We start from the raw sequence: 19396 nt of genomic DNA on the forward strand, positions 1-19396 counted from the left end.
GTTAATTTATGGATGTATTTTGCGCGTAAATCCCGTTGTTAAAGCTTTTATCGAAACTCAAATTCCAAAATAAAACAATAAATAAATTATTGTTACAATAATATTACATTATAATTTAAGGCATATTATCTTTCAGGTTACCCTCAAATACTTTGATATTTTTAACTATTATGGAATATTATTGTGCATGTAGTTCTTTTAAATAAAACCAGCGCATAAAAAAAAGCTGCCGCACTGCGACAGCTTTCTCCTATACATAATAAGTTCTATAAAACCATTCCGGTTAAAGGCGCTTTCGGGTTTCCATCATGATCTGAGTCTTCTTTGTCTACTAAAACAAGCAGGCTGCCTTCTTTGACTGACTCATTATAGTGCTCGGCCTGCTGTTTTGGAATTCCCATACCGACTAAAATACCAGACAGACCTCCTACACTCGCACCAGCTGCTGCACCTGTTAATGTAGCTACAATCGGACCAGCCGCTACAATTGGGCCTATTCCCGGGATTGCAAGAGCTCCGGCACCTGCTAATATTCCGGTCAAGCTCCCTAACGTACCTCCGGTAAGCGCTCCAGTTGCTGCCCCTTCTGCTTTTGTATTCGTTTCTTTCTGAACTTTTTTGGTCTTTTTATGTTTACCGATGATAGATATTTCTTCTGATGCGTATCCTTCTTTTTTTAAATTCTCTACAGCATGAATTGCTTCTTGTTCCGTTTCATATACCCCCACAACATTCTTTGCTTTTGCTTCCATACTATCTCCTCCTCATTAATGTTGTGTGTACCCGGGAGCATGACTTTGAAACGTTTTAGAGAGTAAGAGGTCTTCTCTATTCTTAAATAAATGGCCCTACATCACTTTTCATTTAGTGACGTTTTTATTTAAAAATGAATGAACTCGCTCTTTTTTTAACCATATTCCTCCACAAGCAATGATGCATGCAGCCGTACTAAAAGCCAACGCGTAGCTCCGGAGCCAATCCACAAGGAGCCCAAACCAAATCGGTGCAAGCACAATGGCAAATTGATTGAGCGTTAACGCAATGCTTACCGTTAAACCAATAAAACGATCATCGGCTTTTTCTGCTATTAACACGATAAACAAACTAAACCAGCCAATTGCAAAAAAGCCGAGGCTAAAACAAAAAATAGTTAGTAGCCAAAAAGGCAAAGTAAATCCAATATAAGAAATAGCTATGATTAGTCCTACAGTCACCCAAACCGTCGCTTGCAAAGGTGTTCTTCGATTTCCGTTATACACATGATCGCTTAGCCAGGCTAAAGCAATTCTCCCAATCATTCCCCCTAACAGTGTGACGCTCAGCACCATGCCCGCTGAAGCAAAATCCATCTTTATGGCTTTCGTTAAATAGCTTATAAAGTGCGCCACAATGATCATTTGAAGAGAAATCATTGAAACACCTACAAAGAATAAGGGATAGAGCGTTTTATCTTGAGAAATACGCATAATTTTTTGACGAAGCGTAAATGTTTCTTTTTTTTCTGGCGATGATGGGTATTCTCGATAGAATACTAAAAAAAGAAGACCTCCCCCGATAGCTGCCGCAGCCTGTATGAGAACAGCCCCATGCCACCCGTATTGATAAAACACTAGCGGTAATGCCGCGGAAGCAATAGCGCCTCCAATCGGAATTCCCGTTTGCCGAATTCCCATGGCAAGCCCTCTATGACGAGATGGAAACCACTTCACCACGGCTTTGCTTCCTCCTGGCTGTGCTGTTCCATACCACACGCCTGCTGCGAGAAGTACGCCTGTTAGATACAAATAATGATCAACGCTATAGGCAAAAAGCATGCTTATCCCCAGCAAAATAGATCCTCCTCCTACAAGCCACCTTTCTCCATATCGATCCATCCAGTTTCCAAAGAACAGCATGGAAAAAATCGGACCAATTTGAACAGCTGATACGAGCAGTCCTGTTTGAAACTGCGATAAATCATATAGTCTTTGCCAAAGCGCTGCCAATGGTCCCGCGCCGTACGTGACAAACGTTGCACACGTCTGAGAAAGGGTGGCAATAAATAAAATCATCCACTTATAAGAAGCTTTTTGTCTGCTCATTTTCTCTCCTCCACCTTTACTTTCAGTGTAGAGTAGCGGTGATATCATGTAAAATAAGCAATAAAGATAAAAGTCATCAATAAAAATGATAGCTGAAGGAGGAGATTTGATGGATATAAAAGATTTGCTTGTTTTTACAACGGTAGCAGAAGAAAAAAACATTTCAAAAGCTGCCAAAAGTTTAAGCTACGTGCAGTCGAATGTGACGATGCGAATTCAGCAATTAGAAGCGGAGCTGGGTACAAAGCTCTTCCAACGAAGCGGTAAAGGGGTAACGTTAACTTCCAGCGGAGAGCTGTTGCATCGTTATGCTGAACAAATTCTTCGTTTAACCAATGAAGCCACGGCAGCTGTGCAAAGCAGCTCGCAAACGCCGATAGGACCTTTAAAAATAGGTGCAACTGAATCCACCGCGGCTCTTCGGCTGCCGCCTTTGCTTTCTACTTATTGCACTGCCTATCCTAATGTAGACTTCATCTTAGAAACACATACAACCGATGTTCTTATTCAACTGGTTTTAGAACGAAAACTTGAAGGCGCATTTGTTGCAGGCAGCTGTGAACATCCTGATCTAAACTCTTTATTTGTTCAAGATGAAGAGCTTGTACTTGTGAGCCGCCACCCTCTTCCTTCTCTTTACAGCCTAAACGATATGAATTTATTAGCATTCAGCAGCGGATGCGCATATCGACATACGTTAGAAATGCTTATGACAAAAGAAGGCGTGTTTCCAAAACGCATATTAGAATTTGGTACGATTGAAGCCATTATTGGCTGTGTAAAAGCAGGTATGGGCGTAGCTATAATGATGAAATCCATTGTATCTAACTATAATTCATTAACGTTAACTCCGCTGCCGCAGCCATATAGAAAGGTTCCTACTTTTTTTATTACGCGAAAAGATGCCTTTGTATCGGCGGCTTTACGTGAATTTTCTTCTCTTCTGACTGAACAGCTTTGCACAACAAAACCCTAAGAAAATAGGCGTTCTTAGGGTTTTGACTTAAGCCGTTGCCGGATTCTTTTTCACAAATTTCATAAACAATCCGCGAACTAAAGGTCCCATAATGAGAAGCTGAAGCGGATAGGCTACGATAAAGTTTTTCATAACGATAAATGCATAGCTTAAAAGAATCGGCTCTCCGTCTAAACCTTTCGTAAGTGACATCGTAATTAATCCATATACAGACATGGAAAGCACCATTCCAATAACCATGCATGATGATAAAATCAACACGACTTTTAACTGTTTAGACTTATCAAACGGCAGTGAAAATGCTACTTTTTTTGCTACGGGACCTACTAAGAAAGTTTCGACAGCCATGGCAACTACAAATGTGATAACCAAGTTTAAAATACCTTCTGCAAGTGTGATATGCCCGATGACATCATTTATGAACATGTTATACATCGTCATCACAAGCACCATCCCTCCGCACATCATCATTCCAAAATACATACTTTCTTTTTTAGTTGTGGGCATATTCCTCATCCTTTTCATGTTTTTTACTTGGCTTAGTATAGCTTTTTATCTTCCTTCTTCGTAAGTGAACAATTTGTGAACATTCATCTAAAAAAAAGCCCTGTGACTGTTTTACGGTCACAGGGCTTTTTTTTAGACTTAAGCGGCTGGTGCTTTTTTTTAAGGAGGGCTGAGTATGGAAAATTACTCTAGTCTACATCGTTAATAAATGTTTGGAGACTTAACAAAAAACCCCCGCTCTATGAGCTAAAGCGGGGGTTGGTTTTATAGAGATTCCGTGTGGGATGCAGGCGGAATTGGCGTTTGGGTTCGAAATACTTTTTCCCATTTCGAGACGACGATACAGGCAATGGCGTGGCCTGGAACGTTAACTCCTGTTCTGGCCATATCCATGATGCGGTCCACTCCTGCAATGATTGCGACTCCTTCAGCCGGCAGACCTACTGCGTTGGCTGTAGCTAAAAGCACAACAAGTGAACCTGACGGGACAGCCGCAATTCCTTTACTTGTCATTACGAGTATAAGCATCATAAATAATTGCTGAGTTAAGGGCATGTCAATATTAAAAGCCTGTGCTAAAAAGACGCATGAAACGGATAAATACAAAGTAGATCCATCACAGTTTAACGACAGGCCGGACGGAATAACAAACGACACCACTCGTTTAGGACATCCGTACTTTTCCATACGCTCCATCAGCTGTGGCAGCACCGTCTCTGTACTTGTTGTTGAAAACGCAATAAGAAACAAGTCCCAAATCATTTTGAAGACTTCAAAATAGTTGAATTTGAACAAAAACCCAACAAGCGGAAATAAAACAAATAAAATAATAAAAAGGCCTAAAAAGACGGTTCCAATTAGCTTCAGCATCGGAAGCAGAAGGACAATGCCGTATTGCCCCACAGATGCAGCCATTAGCGCTAGTACACCAAGAGGCGCTGTGACCATCACAATTTGCGTTAATTTAAACATAATTTTAGCGGTTGATTCAAAAAATTTCATTGCAGGTTCGGATGCTTTCCCAACTCCTGAAGCGGCAACACCGAATAAAATAGCAAAGAAAATCACGGCCAGCAAATCATTTTTTGCCATCACATCTACGATATTCGTTGGAATGATGTTTAAAATCATTTGTTTAAAGTCCACGACCTTGTCGGTATACTGAGACAATTCACCGATATCTTTTTTAACAAGATGAGAAAGATCGAGGCTTACTCCGGGCTTTAGCAAATTCACTAACAGCAGACCGATTCCTAATACGATGGTAGTAATAATTTCAAACCAAATAATCGTCTTTAACCCTAGACTCCCCATTTGTTTCATACTGCCGCTTCCCGCAGCACCTATGACGATGGTTGAAAAGACAATCGGCACCACAATCATTTTAATGAGCCGGATAAACCCGTCCCCTACCGGTCTTAAAGCCATCCCGAAGTCCGGAAAAAAGTGCCCGATAACAGCTCCAATTACTAATGCAATTAAAATTTGAAACGCTAAAAACTTTTTCACATTTCTCCCTCCCCTTTGCCTTCATGAAATGGTCATCCATTCCATTAATATCCAAACCTTCAGACACTTTAAGTAAGTTCGGGACATTTAGCTAGATTCCTTCTAAAATAGACAAAATGGTCTATATATTTCACCTTGTTCCTTAAAATACATAAAAAAAAGCCAGAATGAAAGTCTTCTTCATCCTGGCTTTTTTTAATTGTTATGCTTTTTTCACAAACTGAGATTTTAAGCTCATGGCTCCAAATCCGTCAATTTTGCAGTCGATGTTATGATCGCCTTCTACTAAACGAATGCTTTTTACTTTCGTTCCGATTTTTACAACCAATGAGCTTCCTTTTACTTTTAAGTCTTTGATGACAGTAACTGAATCTCCGTCTTTTAAAGCATTACCGTTTGCATCTTTTACAGTAAGCTGTTCTTCCGTGCTTTCTGCTTTTTCATCTTGTCCCCATTCATGCGCACACTCCGGGCAGACAAACAGGCTTCCATCTTCATATGTATACTGTGATTGACAGCTTGGACAATTAGGTACATTCATTTTCTTTTCCTCCACCAGCTCGTAAACAATAGCATGGTCACGAGATTACGTTTTTTATCTGTTTTATACTGTCACAATTTTATAAGATTAACAAGCTTTTCTATTTCCTTGCTGCTGATGTTTTCTTTTCCAAATAAGTGAGCCGATAAACAGAACAAAACCCGCTCCAAAGACAAGAAGCTGATCTAAATAAAAGTCCCCTGTTTTTACATACCGAATAATAAATATTCCCCCAAACATGAGCATCAGCATACATGAAAACCGAATGAGGTATGAATTGATTTCCATTTTTCATTCCTCCTTTTTGTAAGACTTTTTTGTTATGAAAAAAACGCGAACCATATGCCAAATGTAACTGTGTATAACGGTAAAATGACGGCTAGTTTTTGCTTCCACCCTTTAAAAAAGGAAGAATTACGAGGCGCAAACCAAAGCTCTAGCGTAGCGTATAACAGTAGTGCTCCCGCTGCTAGTATTGCAATCACAGTCTCTCCTAAGTCCATAGATATTCCTCACTTTCATTCTACGTAGTTGAAACTAATCGCAGCGTATATCATCAGTGTCATCGTTATAAAAGAGCTTCTAATCGTGATGCGTACGGGCTTTGAATACCCTTTTTAAACATACAATAATTACCATTATATCATAATAAAAGAATTTTTGAGACTTTTTATACATGTAAATTATTGTATAATGAAAAGTAGACATAGAGAAAAAAAGGGGGAAATTTTTTGAAGAGAACTCAGCTTATTTTTGTTATTACCCTGCTTATTGAAGCTGGATTAACCTATGCATGCTCATCATTTTTGTCTATCCGCTTTATTGAGCTTATGTTTTTTAGCGGACTTTTGTTTTCAGTTTTAACTTTTTGGTTTTCAAGCAGCGGAAGCAACAGCGCTCATTCTCACTATAACACTCACTCCATGAGGTTAATGTCTGGAGCCAATATTGAACATAATTCGTTTCGTTTGCGTTGGACGGCTTATTTTCTTGCTTCTTTAAGCTTTACGGGAGTGGGCCTGATTTTTTTCATTCTGTTGCTGACGGACGTTATTCCTCCAGTAAGCTAAAAAACCTGCTCTTTACAGAGAGCAGGAACTTACGAGAACAGCTTGAGAAGCAGGCATTTTCGCCTTACTTTATTCGCAACAGCTTGAGTCACATGATCTTTTAAAGGCCGAGTCAATATTCGTTTCAGCGGATGTTTTAGCATCCGTTTGCTCACGGGAACTTTAAAAATAATGCTGAGAACTACTGTTGCAAAAACCGAGAGCAGCAAGACCACAAAAGGCTTTTTTTGAAACCATCTCGAAAAGATAAGCATCATTACATAAATAAGTGCGGACCACCCTAAATGCCATCCGTGCCTAAATGTAATAGCCTTACACCTAAGTCCAATCCATTCTACAAATGAAGCTGTACATACCCATTTTGTAATATACTTCACCTGTTTAAGAAGTGTAGGCGGATAAGTAGCTAAGAACGACAAAACCATGAGAGGTGTAATAAACATAAGGTGTAAAATACGCAGTACTTTTAATGAAAGATGAGAAGATTTAAAATCCCAAAGCAACTTATCGTTACATAAAAAGTAATAAAGAATATTAAAAAAGCTCACGTATAAAACCCCAGCATAAAGCTCGTGAATTTTTTTCCACGTTTTCTTTTGGATATTTTGAAAAATCAGCCATAGAAGGATAGAAATATGCACCTTTGTTCACCTCTCTAACGTCGTTTTTAGAACCAATGTTATTTTATTTTCGTTTCGTCCTGCTTCTTTTCAATTTTCCGAATCCATCCAATCAGCAGCCGGTTAAGATACGATTTTAATGTTACGCTAGTAAAGGTGTGGTACCACATCCACCCTGTTTTCCACTCGATGAGCTTCGTTCGTTTTTCAGCCCATAATTCAATAAAAAACATTGGAATCGTAAAAAGCACAATTTTATATAAAATCTTTAACCCTTTATCGTGATACGTAGCCTGATTAATCATAACGGATATGCTAGGATACAGTAAAAAGTCGAACAACACATTAATTCTAAACTGTTTTTTCAGCAAGCGAGTTGGATATCGAAGAAGGCCGTGAGAGACAATAAATTTATCAATAATACCATTTGTTAATGCATTAAATGCATAAGCCAGCAGCCAGTCTTTGATCGGTGGTTTTCTAAATAGAAAAGGGAGCATTCCCAGCCCTATAATCAGCATTGTACGTAAAAAATTCACTTCAAATTTTTTATTTCTCATAACCTTTTCGCTCCTTTCACCAAGTGTTGTTAGTATACCTTCGTGTCGATTGGCAGCTTAAGACGGTTGTTCTAATCCCGTTCTCTTTACGTACGTACATGTTTGTTTTAGTTTTCAGTTCTTTGAAGAGATTTATACATATGGTTGAGACATGAAAAAAGCCCGACTCTAATCAGTACGGGCTTCTTTCTTGATCTATTTTGTTCTTACCATCCAGCTACACAACCATCCGTTCGTGATTCACTTCCTCCGCACAGCACGCCGCTTTCAGGATCTCTCCAAATGATCTGTCCGCGCCCGAATGCCATCGAATCCACCGCTACTTCAATTTTATGTCCTTTTCGTTCAAGCGCTTGTGCTACATGCGAAGGGAAAGTTGGCTCAACGAGCACGGTTTTATCTTTTTTCCACTGCCATCTTGGCGCGTCTAAAGCAGCTTGAGGATGAAGCTGAAAGTCAATCGTATTCATGACAACTTGCATATGTCCCTGCGGCTGCATAAAACCTCCCATAACGCCAAACGGTCCTACAGGTTCATTATTTTTAGTGAGAAAGCCTGGAATAATGGTATGAAACGTTTTTTTGTTCGGAGCAAGACAGTTATCGTGATTAGGGTCCATTGAAAAATTGTGACCGCGGTTTTGCAAAGCAATTCCCGTTTCTGGCACAACGATTCCAGAACCAAAGCCCATATAATTACTTTGAATAAATGAAACCATGTTTCCTTCTTCATCAGCCGTTGCTAAATACACTGTTCCGCTTCCAACAGGTTCTCCTGCTTCAGGCTGAAGGGCATGTTCTTTTATAAGGGTGCGGCGATAGTTTGAATATGTATCAGACAGCAGTTCGCTGACAGGTACGGTCATTTTCGTTTCTTCCGTAATGTATTTTTCTCCGTCCGCAAATGCAAGCTTTATCGCTTCGATTTGTTTATGATACGTATCCACCCCATCTTTTTCTTGAAGCTCAAAGCCTTTTACGATATTTAATGCCAGTAACGCAATAAGCCCTTGTCCGTTCGGAGGAATTTCCCATACGTCATATCCACGGTAGTGAGCGGAAATAGGATTTACCCACTCCGGTTCGTAAGCTGCCAAATCTTCTTTTGATAAAAAGCCGCCATATTTTTTGCAGAATGCATCCATACGTTCTGCAAGCTCACCTTTATAAAAGGCTTCTGCATTTGTCTCACCAATGAGCTGAAGCGTATGAGCATGATCAGTAGATGACCACATCTCTCCTGCTTTTGGTGCTCGTCCATTCGGCGCAAACGTTTGAAACCACGATTCAAATTCTTCGCTTGTATGTACTCGTTTAAACGTATCGTACGCTTGTTTCCATTGTTTAGCGAGTGTAGGAGCTAACGGAAATCCTTCTTTAGCATATTGAATAGCAGGCTCCAGCACTTGAGAAAGAGGCAGTTTACCAAATCGCTTTGATAAAGCAGCCCAACCAGCCGGAGCACCGGGAACCGTAACGGGAATCATTCCGTACTTAGGAATTTCTCTGTATCCTATTTCCTTCAGCGCATCAATGGAAATAGACTGCGGAGAAGGTCCGCTCGCGTTTAGTCCATACAGCTGATTATTCGTCCAAACAAGCGCAAACGCGTCTCCTCCGATCCCATTAGAAGCCGGCTCTAATACGGTAAGACTTGCCGCTGTCGCGATCGCTGCATCAATAGCATTGCCTCCTTTTTTTAAGATATCAAGACCTGCCTGCGCTGCAAGCGGCTGAGATGTGGATATCATTCCTTTCTTTGCATAAACGGGCACTCGGTAAGATGGATATGGATGATAATGCGGATCATAGTTCATAAAAGCTCCTCCTCTTTTACACTTCTTAATTTATTTTAATTTTCTAAATAATTTAACTTCTTTATTTTACTATATTTATAGCCCAGCGCCTTTCTTTTTATCTCAGAATGACATGACTTCATTTACCTAAAATTGGTATACTGGTAGAGTAAAAGAATCCCCAAGGAGGATGATGTATGAAAAAAGTAAAAGCTGCCCTTCCACTCGCTGTTTCTTTAGCTCTCGGCCTTCAAGTACTTCCTATGTCCACTTCAACCATTCAAGCTGAAGCAGCGGCGAATGCTGCTCATCACTCAGCAAAAGTTGAATACAAACGAGCTAATTCATTTCTAACCAATCTATCGAACGGAAAAACAAAAGAAGCTACGCGCTACTTTTCCCGCAGCCTGCAGGCAAAAATGAGTGAAGATAACCTAAAAACGTGGTGGTCATCTCTAACCGCTCAGCTTGGTGCTGTAAAAAAGATTGGTACAGCTGTACAAGGCGAAGTCAATACCGTTCATCGGAATATAGACATTCCCATTAAATTTGAACATGCATCAGCTACTTTAACCGTTCGTTTTAGTCAAAATCGTCAAATCGATGACTGGCGAATTGTGCCGGACGAGCGCCAGTTTTCATTTTCCACACCGCCTTATGACACCCCTAAGAATTACAGAGAAACACAGCTTTCAATCGGCAAAGCACCTTACGAACTTCCAGCAACGCTCACTCTTCCAACACGTTCAAAGCATCAAAATGTCCCCGTTGTCATTTTAGTTCACGGATCAGGTCCTTCTGATCAAGATGAAACCTTTATGAGCTTAAAGCCGTTTCAAGATCTGGCTTCAGGACTGGCTTCTCAAGGAATCGCCGTTTTACGCTACAACAAGCGTACATACGAACATACAGCTAAAATGTCCGGTGAAAGTAAGATAAGCGTTGACGATGAAACAACTGATGATGCCGTACTCGCAGTCAAAGCAATGGCGAAACAAAAAGGCATCGACAGCCGTAACATTTTTATACTAGGACACAGTCAAGGCGGCATGATGATGCCCAGGATTTTAAATCAAACGCCTGATAAAAGCGTGCGGGGCTCTGTTTTACTTGCTGCACCGAGCCGCACACTTCCAGAGTTAATGCTTGAACAATTTGCCTATCTTGTATCGCTGAATCAGCTTACGAAAGAGCAGCTTTCTTTTTTCCAGCAGCAGTTTGCCATTTTACAAGACCCAAGCTTTTCCCCAGCTCAGCCGCCAAAAGAATTCTTGCTTGGCACGCCTTATTTTTGGTATGACTTAGCTCACTGGCACCCCGCAGAAGTCGCAAAATCTCAGAAAACGCCGCTGCTTCTTTTACAAGGAGCGCGTGATTATCAAGTAACGACCGAAGATTTTGAAGGCTGGAAACAAAGCTTGTCTCAGCGTTCCAACGCTTCCTTTAAGCTTTATCCAAAGCTCAACCACTTTTTCACAGAAGGAACTGGTGAAAAAAGCACGCCCGATGAATATGCTGTTTCAGCCAACATTCCTTCTTATGTCATTGATGATATTGTGAAATGGATTCGGGAAACGCAAAAGTAAAAAAGAGCGGCTTTGTCCGCTCTTTTTTTCTATTTCCTATTTAAGATGACATGCGATTGATCGGAAGAAGCGGTGGATTTTCTTCCTTTTCCCCAGCCTACAGCTTCTCGGTAACTTCCTAGCAGGTGCTGATTAATTACATCCTGTTCATCTACTTCTGCAGTTTGATCAGCTAAAGGCGTTACGTATAAAGCATCTACCGGACAATACAGTTCACACATAAAGCAAGTTTGACAATCGGATTGACGAGCTATGGAGGGAGCTCCTCCCATGCGAGAGCGGTCAAAGACATTTGTTGGACAAACGGATACACAAAGATTGCAGTTAATACACCGGTCTTCACTAAGGAGCTCAATCATTAAATAACCCCCTTTACGTGATTAGAAGACTTTGTTCCTAAGGGTCTCGCCCAGACTTCTTGCACGCCTCCGCTTAGAATCCGGTAGTGCTGTTTGGAATCCATAAACGGAAAATCGTCACGGCGGTGCATCCCTCTCGTTTCTTTTCTTTCTAATGCACTTGTATACATCCATCGCGCCGTTGCCGTCATGGCCGCAAGCTCTCGACTTCTCACGAGGTTTCTTTCTTTATCATACACTCCGTTCTTCAACTCATTCCATACGGCATGTAACCTTGTCAGAGAAGCTTGCAGCCTTGCTTCTGAACGAAACCAGTTCCGGTCATATGGAAAGACCTCGCGCTGAACCGATGCTATCATTTCTTTCGTATCAGCTGCATCAGAAGAAGCTACTGACTTTGTGATTCCTGACGCTTCTGATAAGCCTTTAGCATGTCGACTTGCAGCATTTCTTCCTTGCTTAACAGCAAATGCTGCCGCTGCTTTTCCTGACCAGCAGCCTGAAGAGATAGCCCATGCAGCATTATGGCTGCCTCCTCCCGTAAATCCTCCACAGATTAATTCGCGTGTTGCTGCATCTCCGGCTGCATATAATCCTGGAATGTCGGTTCTACACGTTTCGTCTGTAATGTGAATACCGCCTGTTCCTCTAACAGTTCCTTCAAAACGCAGGGTGATTGGAAACATTTGAGTAAAGGGGTTCATATGAAGACGATCAAACGATAAAAAGAAATTTGGCTGTGACAAGCGCATTGCTTTTTGAATACGTTCATCCGCTTTATCCAGCCTTGCATAAACAGGCTGGGTCATTAACGTTCTGGCTATAATGGAGCGCCCTTTATGAGAGCCGGCTCCTTCAATGACTGTACCGTCTTCATAATAAAATGTAGCCCATTTATAAAATGCAGATTTTGTAATCGGAGAAAAAGCTGGTGAAATCGAATAAGCATTTGAAAACTCCATGCCGGAAAGCGACGCACCTGCTTCTGTAGCTAATAAGTAACCGTCTCCTGTTAAAACATTTGTACCGAGTGCTCCGCTTAGAAATGCACAGCCTCCCGTTGCAACCACAACTGCAGCAGCCTCCACTCTCCATGTTTCTTTCGTTTGATTATTGATTCCGCAAGCACCTGCCACACCGTGTTCATCTGCAAGAAGCTCCAGTGCCGGGCTATGATCTAAAATCTGTACGCCTGCTTTTTGAAGCTGACGCCGCATTAGCCTCATATATTCAGGACCTTGAAGCGTCGTTCGCTGAGAAATCCCTTTTTCATCTACTGGAAACGGATAGCCAAAATGAGCTAATTCATTTACTTGTTCAAACGTACAATCAAGCACTCGTTTCATCCAGCTTCTTTCAGCTAAATATCCTCCCAGCTCTTCTCTGCTTTTCATTGCTTCCAACTGTTCATCAGAAGTAGGTTTTACATACCAAACTCCTGTACCAGAAGGCGCAGTTGCTCCGCTCGTTCCACAATATCCTTTATCTACAAGTACAGCTTTTGCACCTTCTTTAACTGCTTGCAGAGCTGCCCATGCACCAGCAGGGCCTCCTCCAATAATTAATACATCTGTATGAAAATGAAAGTCGGCAGTCATATACGGATCCTCCTCTTAAAATGTTTGCGCTCTCAAAAACCTTATTAAGAAAAACCTTACTTACTGTCCATTCGACTATTTTGCTCATCGCTAAATCTATACCAACTATTCCGTTTCCGAATCCAACTCTTCCATAACACCCATTTAATATAAAAAGGAGACCAGTCCATTTGTTTCAACACAATGGTCTGGCCTCCAGTTGCCTAGTAGGCGCGTTTCTTCGTACAGCATCATCAATACCAAGTAATTCACTTTGTTTAATTATATATTAAAAGTTTATGCTATGTTTGTCAACGATTATGTTATTCTTAGAATTTATTTTGATCGTTCGTATCTCGTATTGACAACTCTATAAATTTTTTGGTAAATTAACCTTACTAAACATATAGGATTTAAAAATACCGACCAGACAACTGGAGGCTCTCATTCTTTTTAAAAGAATGGGAGCTTTTTTGTTTCCTAAGTTATATATAACATAATAAGGAGGACAAGTATGACAAATGCTCAACCTCACGTGATTCAATCACGTCAAGACATTATCAACTTTGTTAATTCAAATCCAGTTACCTCTAAAAGCTGGAAAATCATTTTAGTAGCGTTAGGCGGCATTTTTGTCGATGCCTACGACTTTACCAGTCTCGGAATTGGAGCTGATCAATTAAAGGAACAATTTAACCTTTCTCCTGCCGGCCTTGGAAGCCTTACAGCTATTATGGCCTTTGGCGCTTTACTAGGAGCTACTGTTGGGGGATATTACACCGACAAATTCGGCCGCAACAAAATGTTTTTAATCGATTTATTTTTCATGGTATTCTCTGCTCTTGGCGCTGCTTTAGCAACTGATTTAGTTTGGTTATTTATCTTTCGGTTTTTAATGGGCGTAGGCGTAGGGTTAGATGTTCCGGTAGCGCTCAGCTTTATTGCTGAGTTCAGTAATTTAAAGAAAAAAGGTCAATACGTGAACTTGTGGTGTCCCCTGTGGTACGTGGCCGCAACTGTTACTGGACTTGTTGTTCTTCCTTTTTATCTGCTCGGGCAGCACGAAGACATTTGGCGCTGGTCGGTAGGATTTGGAGCTGTTGCTGCACTAATCGTGTTAATTTTGCGCTACCGCTATATGGATGAAAGCCCGATGTGGGCCGCTCATCACCTTCCGCTTAAAGAAGCTGTCAAGGTGTTAGAGAAAACCTATGACATACAAGTCACGGTGGCTAAAAATGCAAAAGAAGAACCATTATCTCGTTCAAAAAAACTTTCTTACAAAGCTATTTTCCAAGGAAAGTATCGGGCTCGGACATTTCTAGCTTCCATCATTACAGCTACTCAAAGTATGCAGTACTTTGCCGTTGGCTTCTATATCCCAACCATTTCCACGCTTATTTTTGGCAAAGGAATGATTTATGCAATTATCGGTACTCTTTTCTTTAATTTATTTGGGATTATTGGCGGCTTTACACAATCACGACTAACTGAGCAAGTCGGCATAAGAAAACTTGCGATTACAGGCTATACCATTTGTTCTTTAAGCTTGGTCCTGATGGGGCTCACAGGCGATACTCATTTTATTGCGCTACCGATTTTATTTATTGCTTTATTTATTTTCGGTCAATCTTTTGGCCCTGGAGCGCAAGGGATGACAATGGCCACTCTTTCTTATCCGACTGAACTGCGAGGGCTAGGCTCTGGATGGGGGCAAGGAACAACGCGTATTGGCAGTATTTTAGGTTTTTACTTATTCCCGGTTGTCCTTTCGATTGGCGGAATCTATACAACATTTCTCGTCCTTACAATCGTTCCCGTTATTGGTCTGGTCGCGACACTTCTTATTAAGTGGGAGCCTATTGGTACAGATGTCGAAAAAGAAGAAGAACAAGGATTTGAAATCAATAAAAGCTTTAGTGAAAAAAGTGAGGTCTATCACTAACTATCATTCTAGTAAAACAGGCGAAACGCAAAACACCTTCAAGCACATTAGCCTTGAAGGTGTTTTTCCTTTAAAAATCGATAAAAAATCTTCGTAAAAGGCTATGCAAATCGCCCCATCACTACTGTGTTATAGAACTTGCCGTCTGACAGCACCTTGTCATTTTTTAATACTCCTTCTACTTCAAATCCGAACTTTTCGTATAAATCAATGGCTTTTTTATTCGTTTCTAACACATTCAGCGTCATTTTCTTCATGCCCGCGCTCTCTGCCCACAGTATGGATTGCTGCAAAAAACCTTTGCCAATTCCGTATCCCCAATATTCTTTTGCGACACATACACCAAACTCTACTTTATGAGCCAATCGCTTCAACTCATTACCTTCACATCTTGAAAATCCGACAATTTCATTATGTACAACCGCTACTAAAAATAAGTTTCGTTTACTTTCTGTGTCACGTCGAATAAGTTTTCCAAAGTCGGATTCGTCCATATACCCTTCTCCTGATTCACGATCTAAGTTTTCCGTTTCTCCATCTAGCTGAACTCTTAGGTGAGACAGTTCGTTTGCATCGTTAATGTGAGCTGAACGGATGATGTACCGAAGTCCTTTTACATGGTAAATCTGCTGGTTGATGACCATCTTATACCTCCACACGTATTTCTTTCATTCAATCTATCAATTAGTTTTAATTTCCTTTATTATAAATATTATACATAAAGAAATGAAAGAGAGTTGAAGGAATTGCTTTGGTTATTGCTTTTGATTCTATACGGCATTTACAAGTTGTATAAATCAAGGAGACCGCTAACGAAGTTTGATCATTTTTACGAGAGAGCGTTTGAGCTGGAAGAGAAAAAGCGCTATGGAGATGCGCTTGATATACGTAACCAAGGAATTGAACTCCATACCCTTACCGATTTAGAACGAGCTGATTTACATTTAGCGAACGGGCGTATGCTTTTAAAACTAAAGCAATATGAAGAATCAACGAAACACTACGATGCATCATTTAAACTCGCAAAATACGAAAAATTTCCTTACTCAGAGGGATTCGACGAAGTTATTGAAGCCTACTTGTATGCGGGGCGTAAAGAAGATGCGCTGATAATAACCAATGACATGTTAAAACGGCAAAGCTATGATCAAAAATTTAAGAAGCTCGAGCCTTTAAAAGAAAAGCTTCTTTCATACGAAGACTCATGGTAAAATTAAACAAATGAAAGCGTATTATTAAGAGCGATTGAGGTGAGCATAGTGGTCATAACGATTATTGTAGGAGTGCTGGGTTTAATTGGTTTAATTGCAGCAGGATTTGCGACGAATTATAAAGATACGAAGTAAGATGGCGTAAAGAAGAGAGGGTGGGACAAACGTAGTTTAGTTGAAAAAAGATCCGAACCATAAACCGTTGGGATCTTTTTATTGTGCTGACGGACGTAGATTTAATCTATGTAGTAGCTTCTAGCTGTTGGTTGGAGGACAAGACGAAGACTCCTGCGGGGAAAGTGGAAGAAGTAAGACCCCGCAGGAGCGTATGCGACGAGGAGACTCATCAGCCGCCCGCGGAAAGCGAAGTCTTGCACGGAAACCAACAGCCGTGTCACAAGCAATCCATACGAGCTCCTTTGTGCCTTTTTTCGTCTTTAAATTGGGTCATTGTATGTCTGAATCTCTTTTTTTAACGAGCCAACAGCTTTTCAGTAACGCGCAAAAACATCTTTACTCCGACTTCAAGCGAGGCTTCATCTATTGTAAACTTCGGATGATGATGAGGATATACGATGTCATGTTCTTCATTTCGGGCTCCGATGTTAAAAAAAGCTCCTTCCGTTTCCTGCAGGTAAGCTGAAAAATCTTCTCCTCCCATTTTAGGAGACAGTGTTTTAACACGTTCTTTTCCGTATTCTTCGATGGCTGTTTCTTCAATTAGCCTTGTAATTTTTTCAGAGTTAATGACGGGATGATAGCCTTTTTCATATGTGAAGGTGTACTCTGCACCGTAGGCTTCTGTTATTCCTTTTACAATCCGGTCGATTTGTGCCGGAACTTTTTCTCGCAGAGCCGCGTCAAAGCTTCGAACGGTACCGTTCAGCTGCACTTTATCAGGAAGTACGTTGTGCGTAGTTCCTCCGTGGAATTGTGTAACCGATACGACTAATTTATCGATTGGATTCGTCGTTCTTGAAACAATCGTTTGAAGGTTTGTCACAATTTGCGCTCCTACAACGATGGCGTCAACTGCTTCATGAGGCGCTGCGGCGTGTCCTCCTTTTCCTTTAATCGATATATTAAACGTGTCAGGCGAAGCCATCATAGGACCTGCAAGCACGCCGATTTCTCCGACTGGAAGACCAGAATTCAAGTGCGTACCAATTACATAATCCACACCTTCCATCACGCCTTCTTTCACAAGCTCCTGCGCTCCCCCGGGCAGCAGCTCTTCTGCGTGTTGAAAAATTAAGCGAATTTCTCCTTTAAATTCATTTCCTAACTGAGAAAGCACAGAAGCTACTCCTAGCAAAATAGCCGTGTGACCGTCATGTCCGCATGCATGCATCACGCCTTTATGAACCGAAGCAAATGAAAACGTATTTTCTTCTTCAATCGGCAGCGCGTCCATATCCGCTCGAATCGCAACTACTTTTCCCTCTTCTTTCCCTATTAATCTAGCTACCACGCTTGTTGGTGTAGGACGCGTAATGATAAAGCTTTCAAACGAACGAAGCGTATCTTCAACAAACTGAGCCGTTCGGTGCTCTTGAAACGATAATTCAGGATAGCGATGAAAATGTCTTCTCCACTCAATTACCTGCTTCTTTAAGCTTTCTGTGACGCTGTATTCACCGATTGATTTAACTGTCATATACAAACTCCCCCTTTGTTTGACTATATCGATTGGCTGGAACGGAAAGGTTCAAATTCCCGCGCAGCGTACTGCTTTCGTATGAAGTGTCGTAAAGACCACGCTCTTGTAAAATAGGCACTACTTTTTCCACAAATTGATGAAACGTCTCGCTCATAAAAGGACGAAGCACAAATCCATCCGCTGCTTCCTGCTCATGCCATTTTTGCATTTCATCCGCTACGTGCTCTGGCGTTCCTGAAAACGGCGAACGCGGCAATATTGTTTCAAGCGCCACTTGTCTTAACGTTAACTTTCGAGCAGCCGCCGCTTGTTTAATTTTATTTGTCGTGCTTTGAAAGGCATTTGCTCCGATATCCCCTAACTCTGGAAACGGTGCGTCTACGTCAAATTGATGAAAGTCATAATCATCAAAAAAACGAGCTAAATATGTAATGGCATGATCAATTGGAATTAAAGCAGCAAGCTCTCCATATCTTCTTTCTACATCTTCCTCGCTATCTCCTATAATTAAATCAATACTTGGAAAAATGAGAAGCTCTTCGGGATTTTTTGCTCTATTTTTCATATCTTGATAGAATGCCTGCGCCTCTTCTAGTGTATGTGCATTTGTGTAAATCGCATCCGCATTTTCCGCTCCGAAACCTCTTCCCCTTTCTGATGAGCCAGCTTGAAACACAACCGGATGTCCTTGCTTTGAACGAGCAATATTTAAAGGCCCTTGAACTTGAAAATGCTTGCCTTTAAACCCAAGCGTATGCATTTTTTTCGGATCAAAAAACTGACCGGTTTCTTTTTGATAGATAAAAGCATCGTCTTCCCACGAATCCCACAGCCCTTTTACTACGTCGAGATGCTCTTTTGCCATTTCGTATCGTTCGCTGTGAAGAGGAAGATATCCTCTGCTGTGATTGCGCGCTGCCCCTTCTTGCGGAGAAGTAACTAAGTTCCATCCTGCTCGGCCACCGCTGATATGATCAAGAGACATCAGCTGACGAGCGATTGTAAAAGGCTCACTGAAACTTGTTGAAACCGTTCCAACTAGTCCGATGTGACTCGTAGAAGCAGCAAGAGCTGACAGCAGCGTAATTGGCTCAAAACGATTTAAAAAGTGAGGAATAGACTTTTCAGATATGGCTAATCCATCCGCAATAAAGACAAAGCTGAAAAGTCCTTTTTCTAATATACGCGCTTGTTTCTTATAAAACTCAATATTAATGCTCGCATCAGGCTCTACGTCCGGATGTCTCCATCCATCCGTCGTATTTCCAAGTCCTTTAATATTTGCTCCTAGCTTTAGCTTTCTTTTTTTACTCAACGTATACTTCCTCCTTTTCACGACAAATAAAAAGAGATGCTTTGATTGTTCAAAGCATCTCCAGTCGTCTGGTCGATTGTTTT

20 protein-coding genes are annotated in these 19396 nt (G+C 41.1%); 5 read left to right on the forward strand and 15 right to left on the reverse strand.

What is annotated here, in order from left to right:
• Positions 1-266: 266 nt before the first annotated feature.
• Positions 267-752: a general stress protein gene (locus tag ACNHOZ_RS10810; protein WP_048019584.1), complete on the reverse strand. Its 486-nt coding sequence runs from the start codon at positions 750-752 to the stop codon at positions 267-269.
• Between the two features lie 108 nt (positions 753-860).
• Positions 861-2081 (reverse strand): MFS transporter, encoded by a 1221-nt coding sequence (locus ACNHOZ_RS10815; RefSeq protein ID WP_048019583.1) that lies wholly within the window; start codon positions 2079-2081, stop codon positions 861-863.
• A 109-nt stretch (positions 2082-2190) separates the two neighbouring features.
• On the opposite strand from ACNHOZ_RS10815, the gene ACNHOZ_RS10820 reads away from it, so the two are divergent.
• Positions 2191-3057, forward strand: coding sequence for a LysR family transcriptional regulator (locus ACNHOZ_RS10820; protein WP_048019582.1), 867 nt, complete (start codon positions 2191-2193; stop codon positions 3055-3057).
• A 27-nt stretch (positions 3058-3084) separates the two neighbouring features.
• Here ACNHOZ_RS10820 and ACNHOZ_RS10825 read toward each other — a convergent pair whose 3' ends face one another.
• The 5 genes from ACNHOZ_RS10825 to ACNHOZ_RS10845 form a co-directional block, all read right to left on the reverse strand.
• Complete coding sequence (locus tag ACNHOZ_RS10825; protein WP_063247393.1) at positions 3085-3564, reverse strand: hypothetical protein; 480 nt, start codon at positions 3562-3564, stop codon at positions 3085-3087.
• Between the two features lie 264 nt (positions 3565-3828).
• Positions 3829-5073, reverse strand: coding sequence for a glutamate-aspartate/proton symporter GltP (gene gltP, locus ACNHOZ_RS10830; protein ID WP_063247394.1), 1245 nt, complete (start codon positions 5071-5073; stop codon positions 3829-3831).
• A 202-nt stretch (positions 5074-5275) separates the two neighbouring features.
• Entirely contained in the window at positions 5276-5614 is a 339-nt protein-coding gene (locus ACNHOZ_RS10835) for a zinc ribbon domain-containing protein YjdM (RefSeq protein ID WP_154973800.1), read from the reverse strand.
• Positions 5615-5701: 87 nt separating this feature from the next.
• Positions 5702-5902, reverse strand: coding sequence for a hypothetical protein (locus tag ACNHOZ_RS10840; protein WP_115654400.1), 201 nt, complete (start codon positions 5900-5902; stop codon positions 5702-5704).
• 32 nt (positions 5903-5934) lie between these two features.
• A complete protein-coding gene (locus tag ACNHOZ_RS10845; RefSeq protein ID WP_226555224.1) occupies positions 5935-6099 on the reverse strand; it encodes a hypothetical protein in 165 nt (54 codons plus the stop codon).
• 246 nt (positions 6100-6345) lie between these two features.
• On the opposite strand from ACNHOZ_RS10845, the gene ACNHOZ_RS10850 reads away from it, so the two are divergent.
• Complete coding sequence (locus ACNHOZ_RS10850) at positions 6346-6684, forward strand: hypothetical protein (RefSeq protein WP_014459189.1); 339 nt, start codon at positions 6346-6348, stop codon at positions 6682-6684.
• Positions 6685-6713: 29 nt separating this feature from the next.
• Here the strand turns inward: ACNHOZ_RS10850 and ACNHOZ_RS10855 are convergent, their stop codons facing one another.
• The 3 genes from ACNHOZ_RS10855 to ggt all read right to left on the reverse strand — a co-directional run bounded on the left by ACNHOZ_RS10855 (position 6714) and on the right by ggt (position 9681).
• The gene (locus ACNHOZ_RS10855) at positions 6714-7325 is read right to left on the reverse strand and encodes a CBO0543 family protein (RefSeq protein WP_115654402.1); all 612 of its coding nucleotides are present in this window, start codon (positions 7323-7325) and stop codon (positions 6714-6716) included.
• 38 nt (positions 7326-7363) lie between these two features.
• Positions 7364-7864: a CBO0543 family protein gene (locus tag ACNHOZ_RS10860; protein WP_115654403.1), complete on the reverse strand. Its 501-nt coding sequence runs from the start codon at positions 7862-7864 to the stop codon at positions 7364-7366.
• 206 nt (positions 7865-8070) lie between these two features.
• Positions 8071-9681: a gamma-glutamyltransferase gene (gene ggt / locus ACNHOZ_RS10865; RefSeq protein WP_255901733.1), complete on the reverse strand. Its 1611-nt coding sequence runs from the start codon at positions 9679-9681 to the stop codon at positions 8071-8073.
• A 176-nt stretch (positions 9682-9857) separates the two neighbouring features.
• On the opposite strand from ggt, the gene ACNHOZ_RS10870 reads away from it, so the two are divergent.
• The gene (locus tag ACNHOZ_RS10870) at positions 9858-11246 is read left to right on the forward strand and encodes an alpha/beta fold hydrolase (protein WP_447697114.1); all 1389 of its coding nucleotides are present in this window, start codon (positions 9858-9860) and stop codon (positions 11244-11246) included.
• 29 nt (positions 11247-11275) lie between these two features.
• Here the strand turns inward: ACNHOZ_RS10870 and ACNHOZ_RS10875 are convergent, their stop codons facing one another.
• Positions 11276-11605: a 4Fe-4S binding protein gene (locus ACNHOZ_RS10875; protein WP_447697115.1), complete on the reverse strand. Its 330-nt coding sequence runs from the start codon at positions 11603-11605 to the stop codon at positions 11276-11278.
• Positions 11605-13203 (reverse strand): FAD-dependent oxidoreductase, encoded by a 1599-nt coding sequence (locus tag ACNHOZ_RS10880; protein ID WP_447697116.1) that lies wholly within the window; start codon positions 13201-13203, stop codon positions 11605-11607. The genes ACNHOZ_RS10875 and ACNHOZ_RS10880 overlap by 1 nt, the downstream gene beginning before the upstream one ends.
• A 493-nt stretch (positions 13204-13696) precedes the next feature.
• Between ACNHOZ_RS10880 and ACNHOZ_RS10885 the strand changes: the two genes are divergently transcribed.
• The gene (locus ACNHOZ_RS10885; RefSeq protein ID WP_209367088.1) at positions 13697-15127 is read left to right on the forward strand and encodes an MFS transporter; all 1431 of its coding nucleotides are present in this window, start codon (positions 13697-13699) and stop codon (positions 15125-15127) included.
• Between the two features lie 101 nt (positions 15128-15228).
• Here ACNHOZ_RS10885 and ACNHOZ_RS10890 read toward each other — a convergent pair whose 3' ends face one another.
• A complete protein-coding gene (locus ACNHOZ_RS10890; RefSeq protein ID WP_255901744.1) occupies positions 15229-15771 on the reverse strand; it encodes a GNAT family N-acetyltransferase in 543 nt (180 codons plus the stop codon).
• A gap of 102 nt (positions 15772-15873) precedes the next feature.
• Here ACNHOZ_RS10890 and ACNHOZ_RS10895 point away from each other — a divergent pair, with 102 nt between their 5' ends.
• Positions 15874-16338 carry a hypothetical protein gene (locus tag ACNHOZ_RS10895; protein WP_028414549.1) on the forward strand — a complete coding sequence of 155 codons (465 nt, stop codon included), beginning with the start codon at positions 15874-15876 and terminating at the stop codon, positions 16336-16338.
• A gap of 472 nt (positions 16339-16810) precedes the next feature.
• On the opposite strand, the gene ACNHOZ_RS10900 is transcribed toward ACNHOZ_RS10895, so the two are convergent.
• Complete coding sequence (locus ACNHOZ_RS10900) at positions 16811-17995, reverse strand: M20 family metallopeptidase (protein WP_168761036.1); 1185 nt, start codon at positions 17993-17995, stop codon at positions 16811-16813.
• Positions 17985-19313 carry an LLM class flavin-dependent oxidoreductase gene (locus ACNHOZ_RS10905; protein WP_255901749.1) on the reverse strand — a complete coding sequence of 443 codons (1329 nt, stop codon included), beginning with the start codon at positions 19311-19313 and terminating at the stop codon, positions 17985-17987. The genes ACNHOZ_RS10900 and ACNHOZ_RS10905 overlap by 11 nt, the downstream gene beginning before the upstream one ends.
• Positions 19314-19396: the final 83 nt, after the last annotated feature.

It is taken from the genome of Priestia sp. D51 (assembly GCF_053345675.1).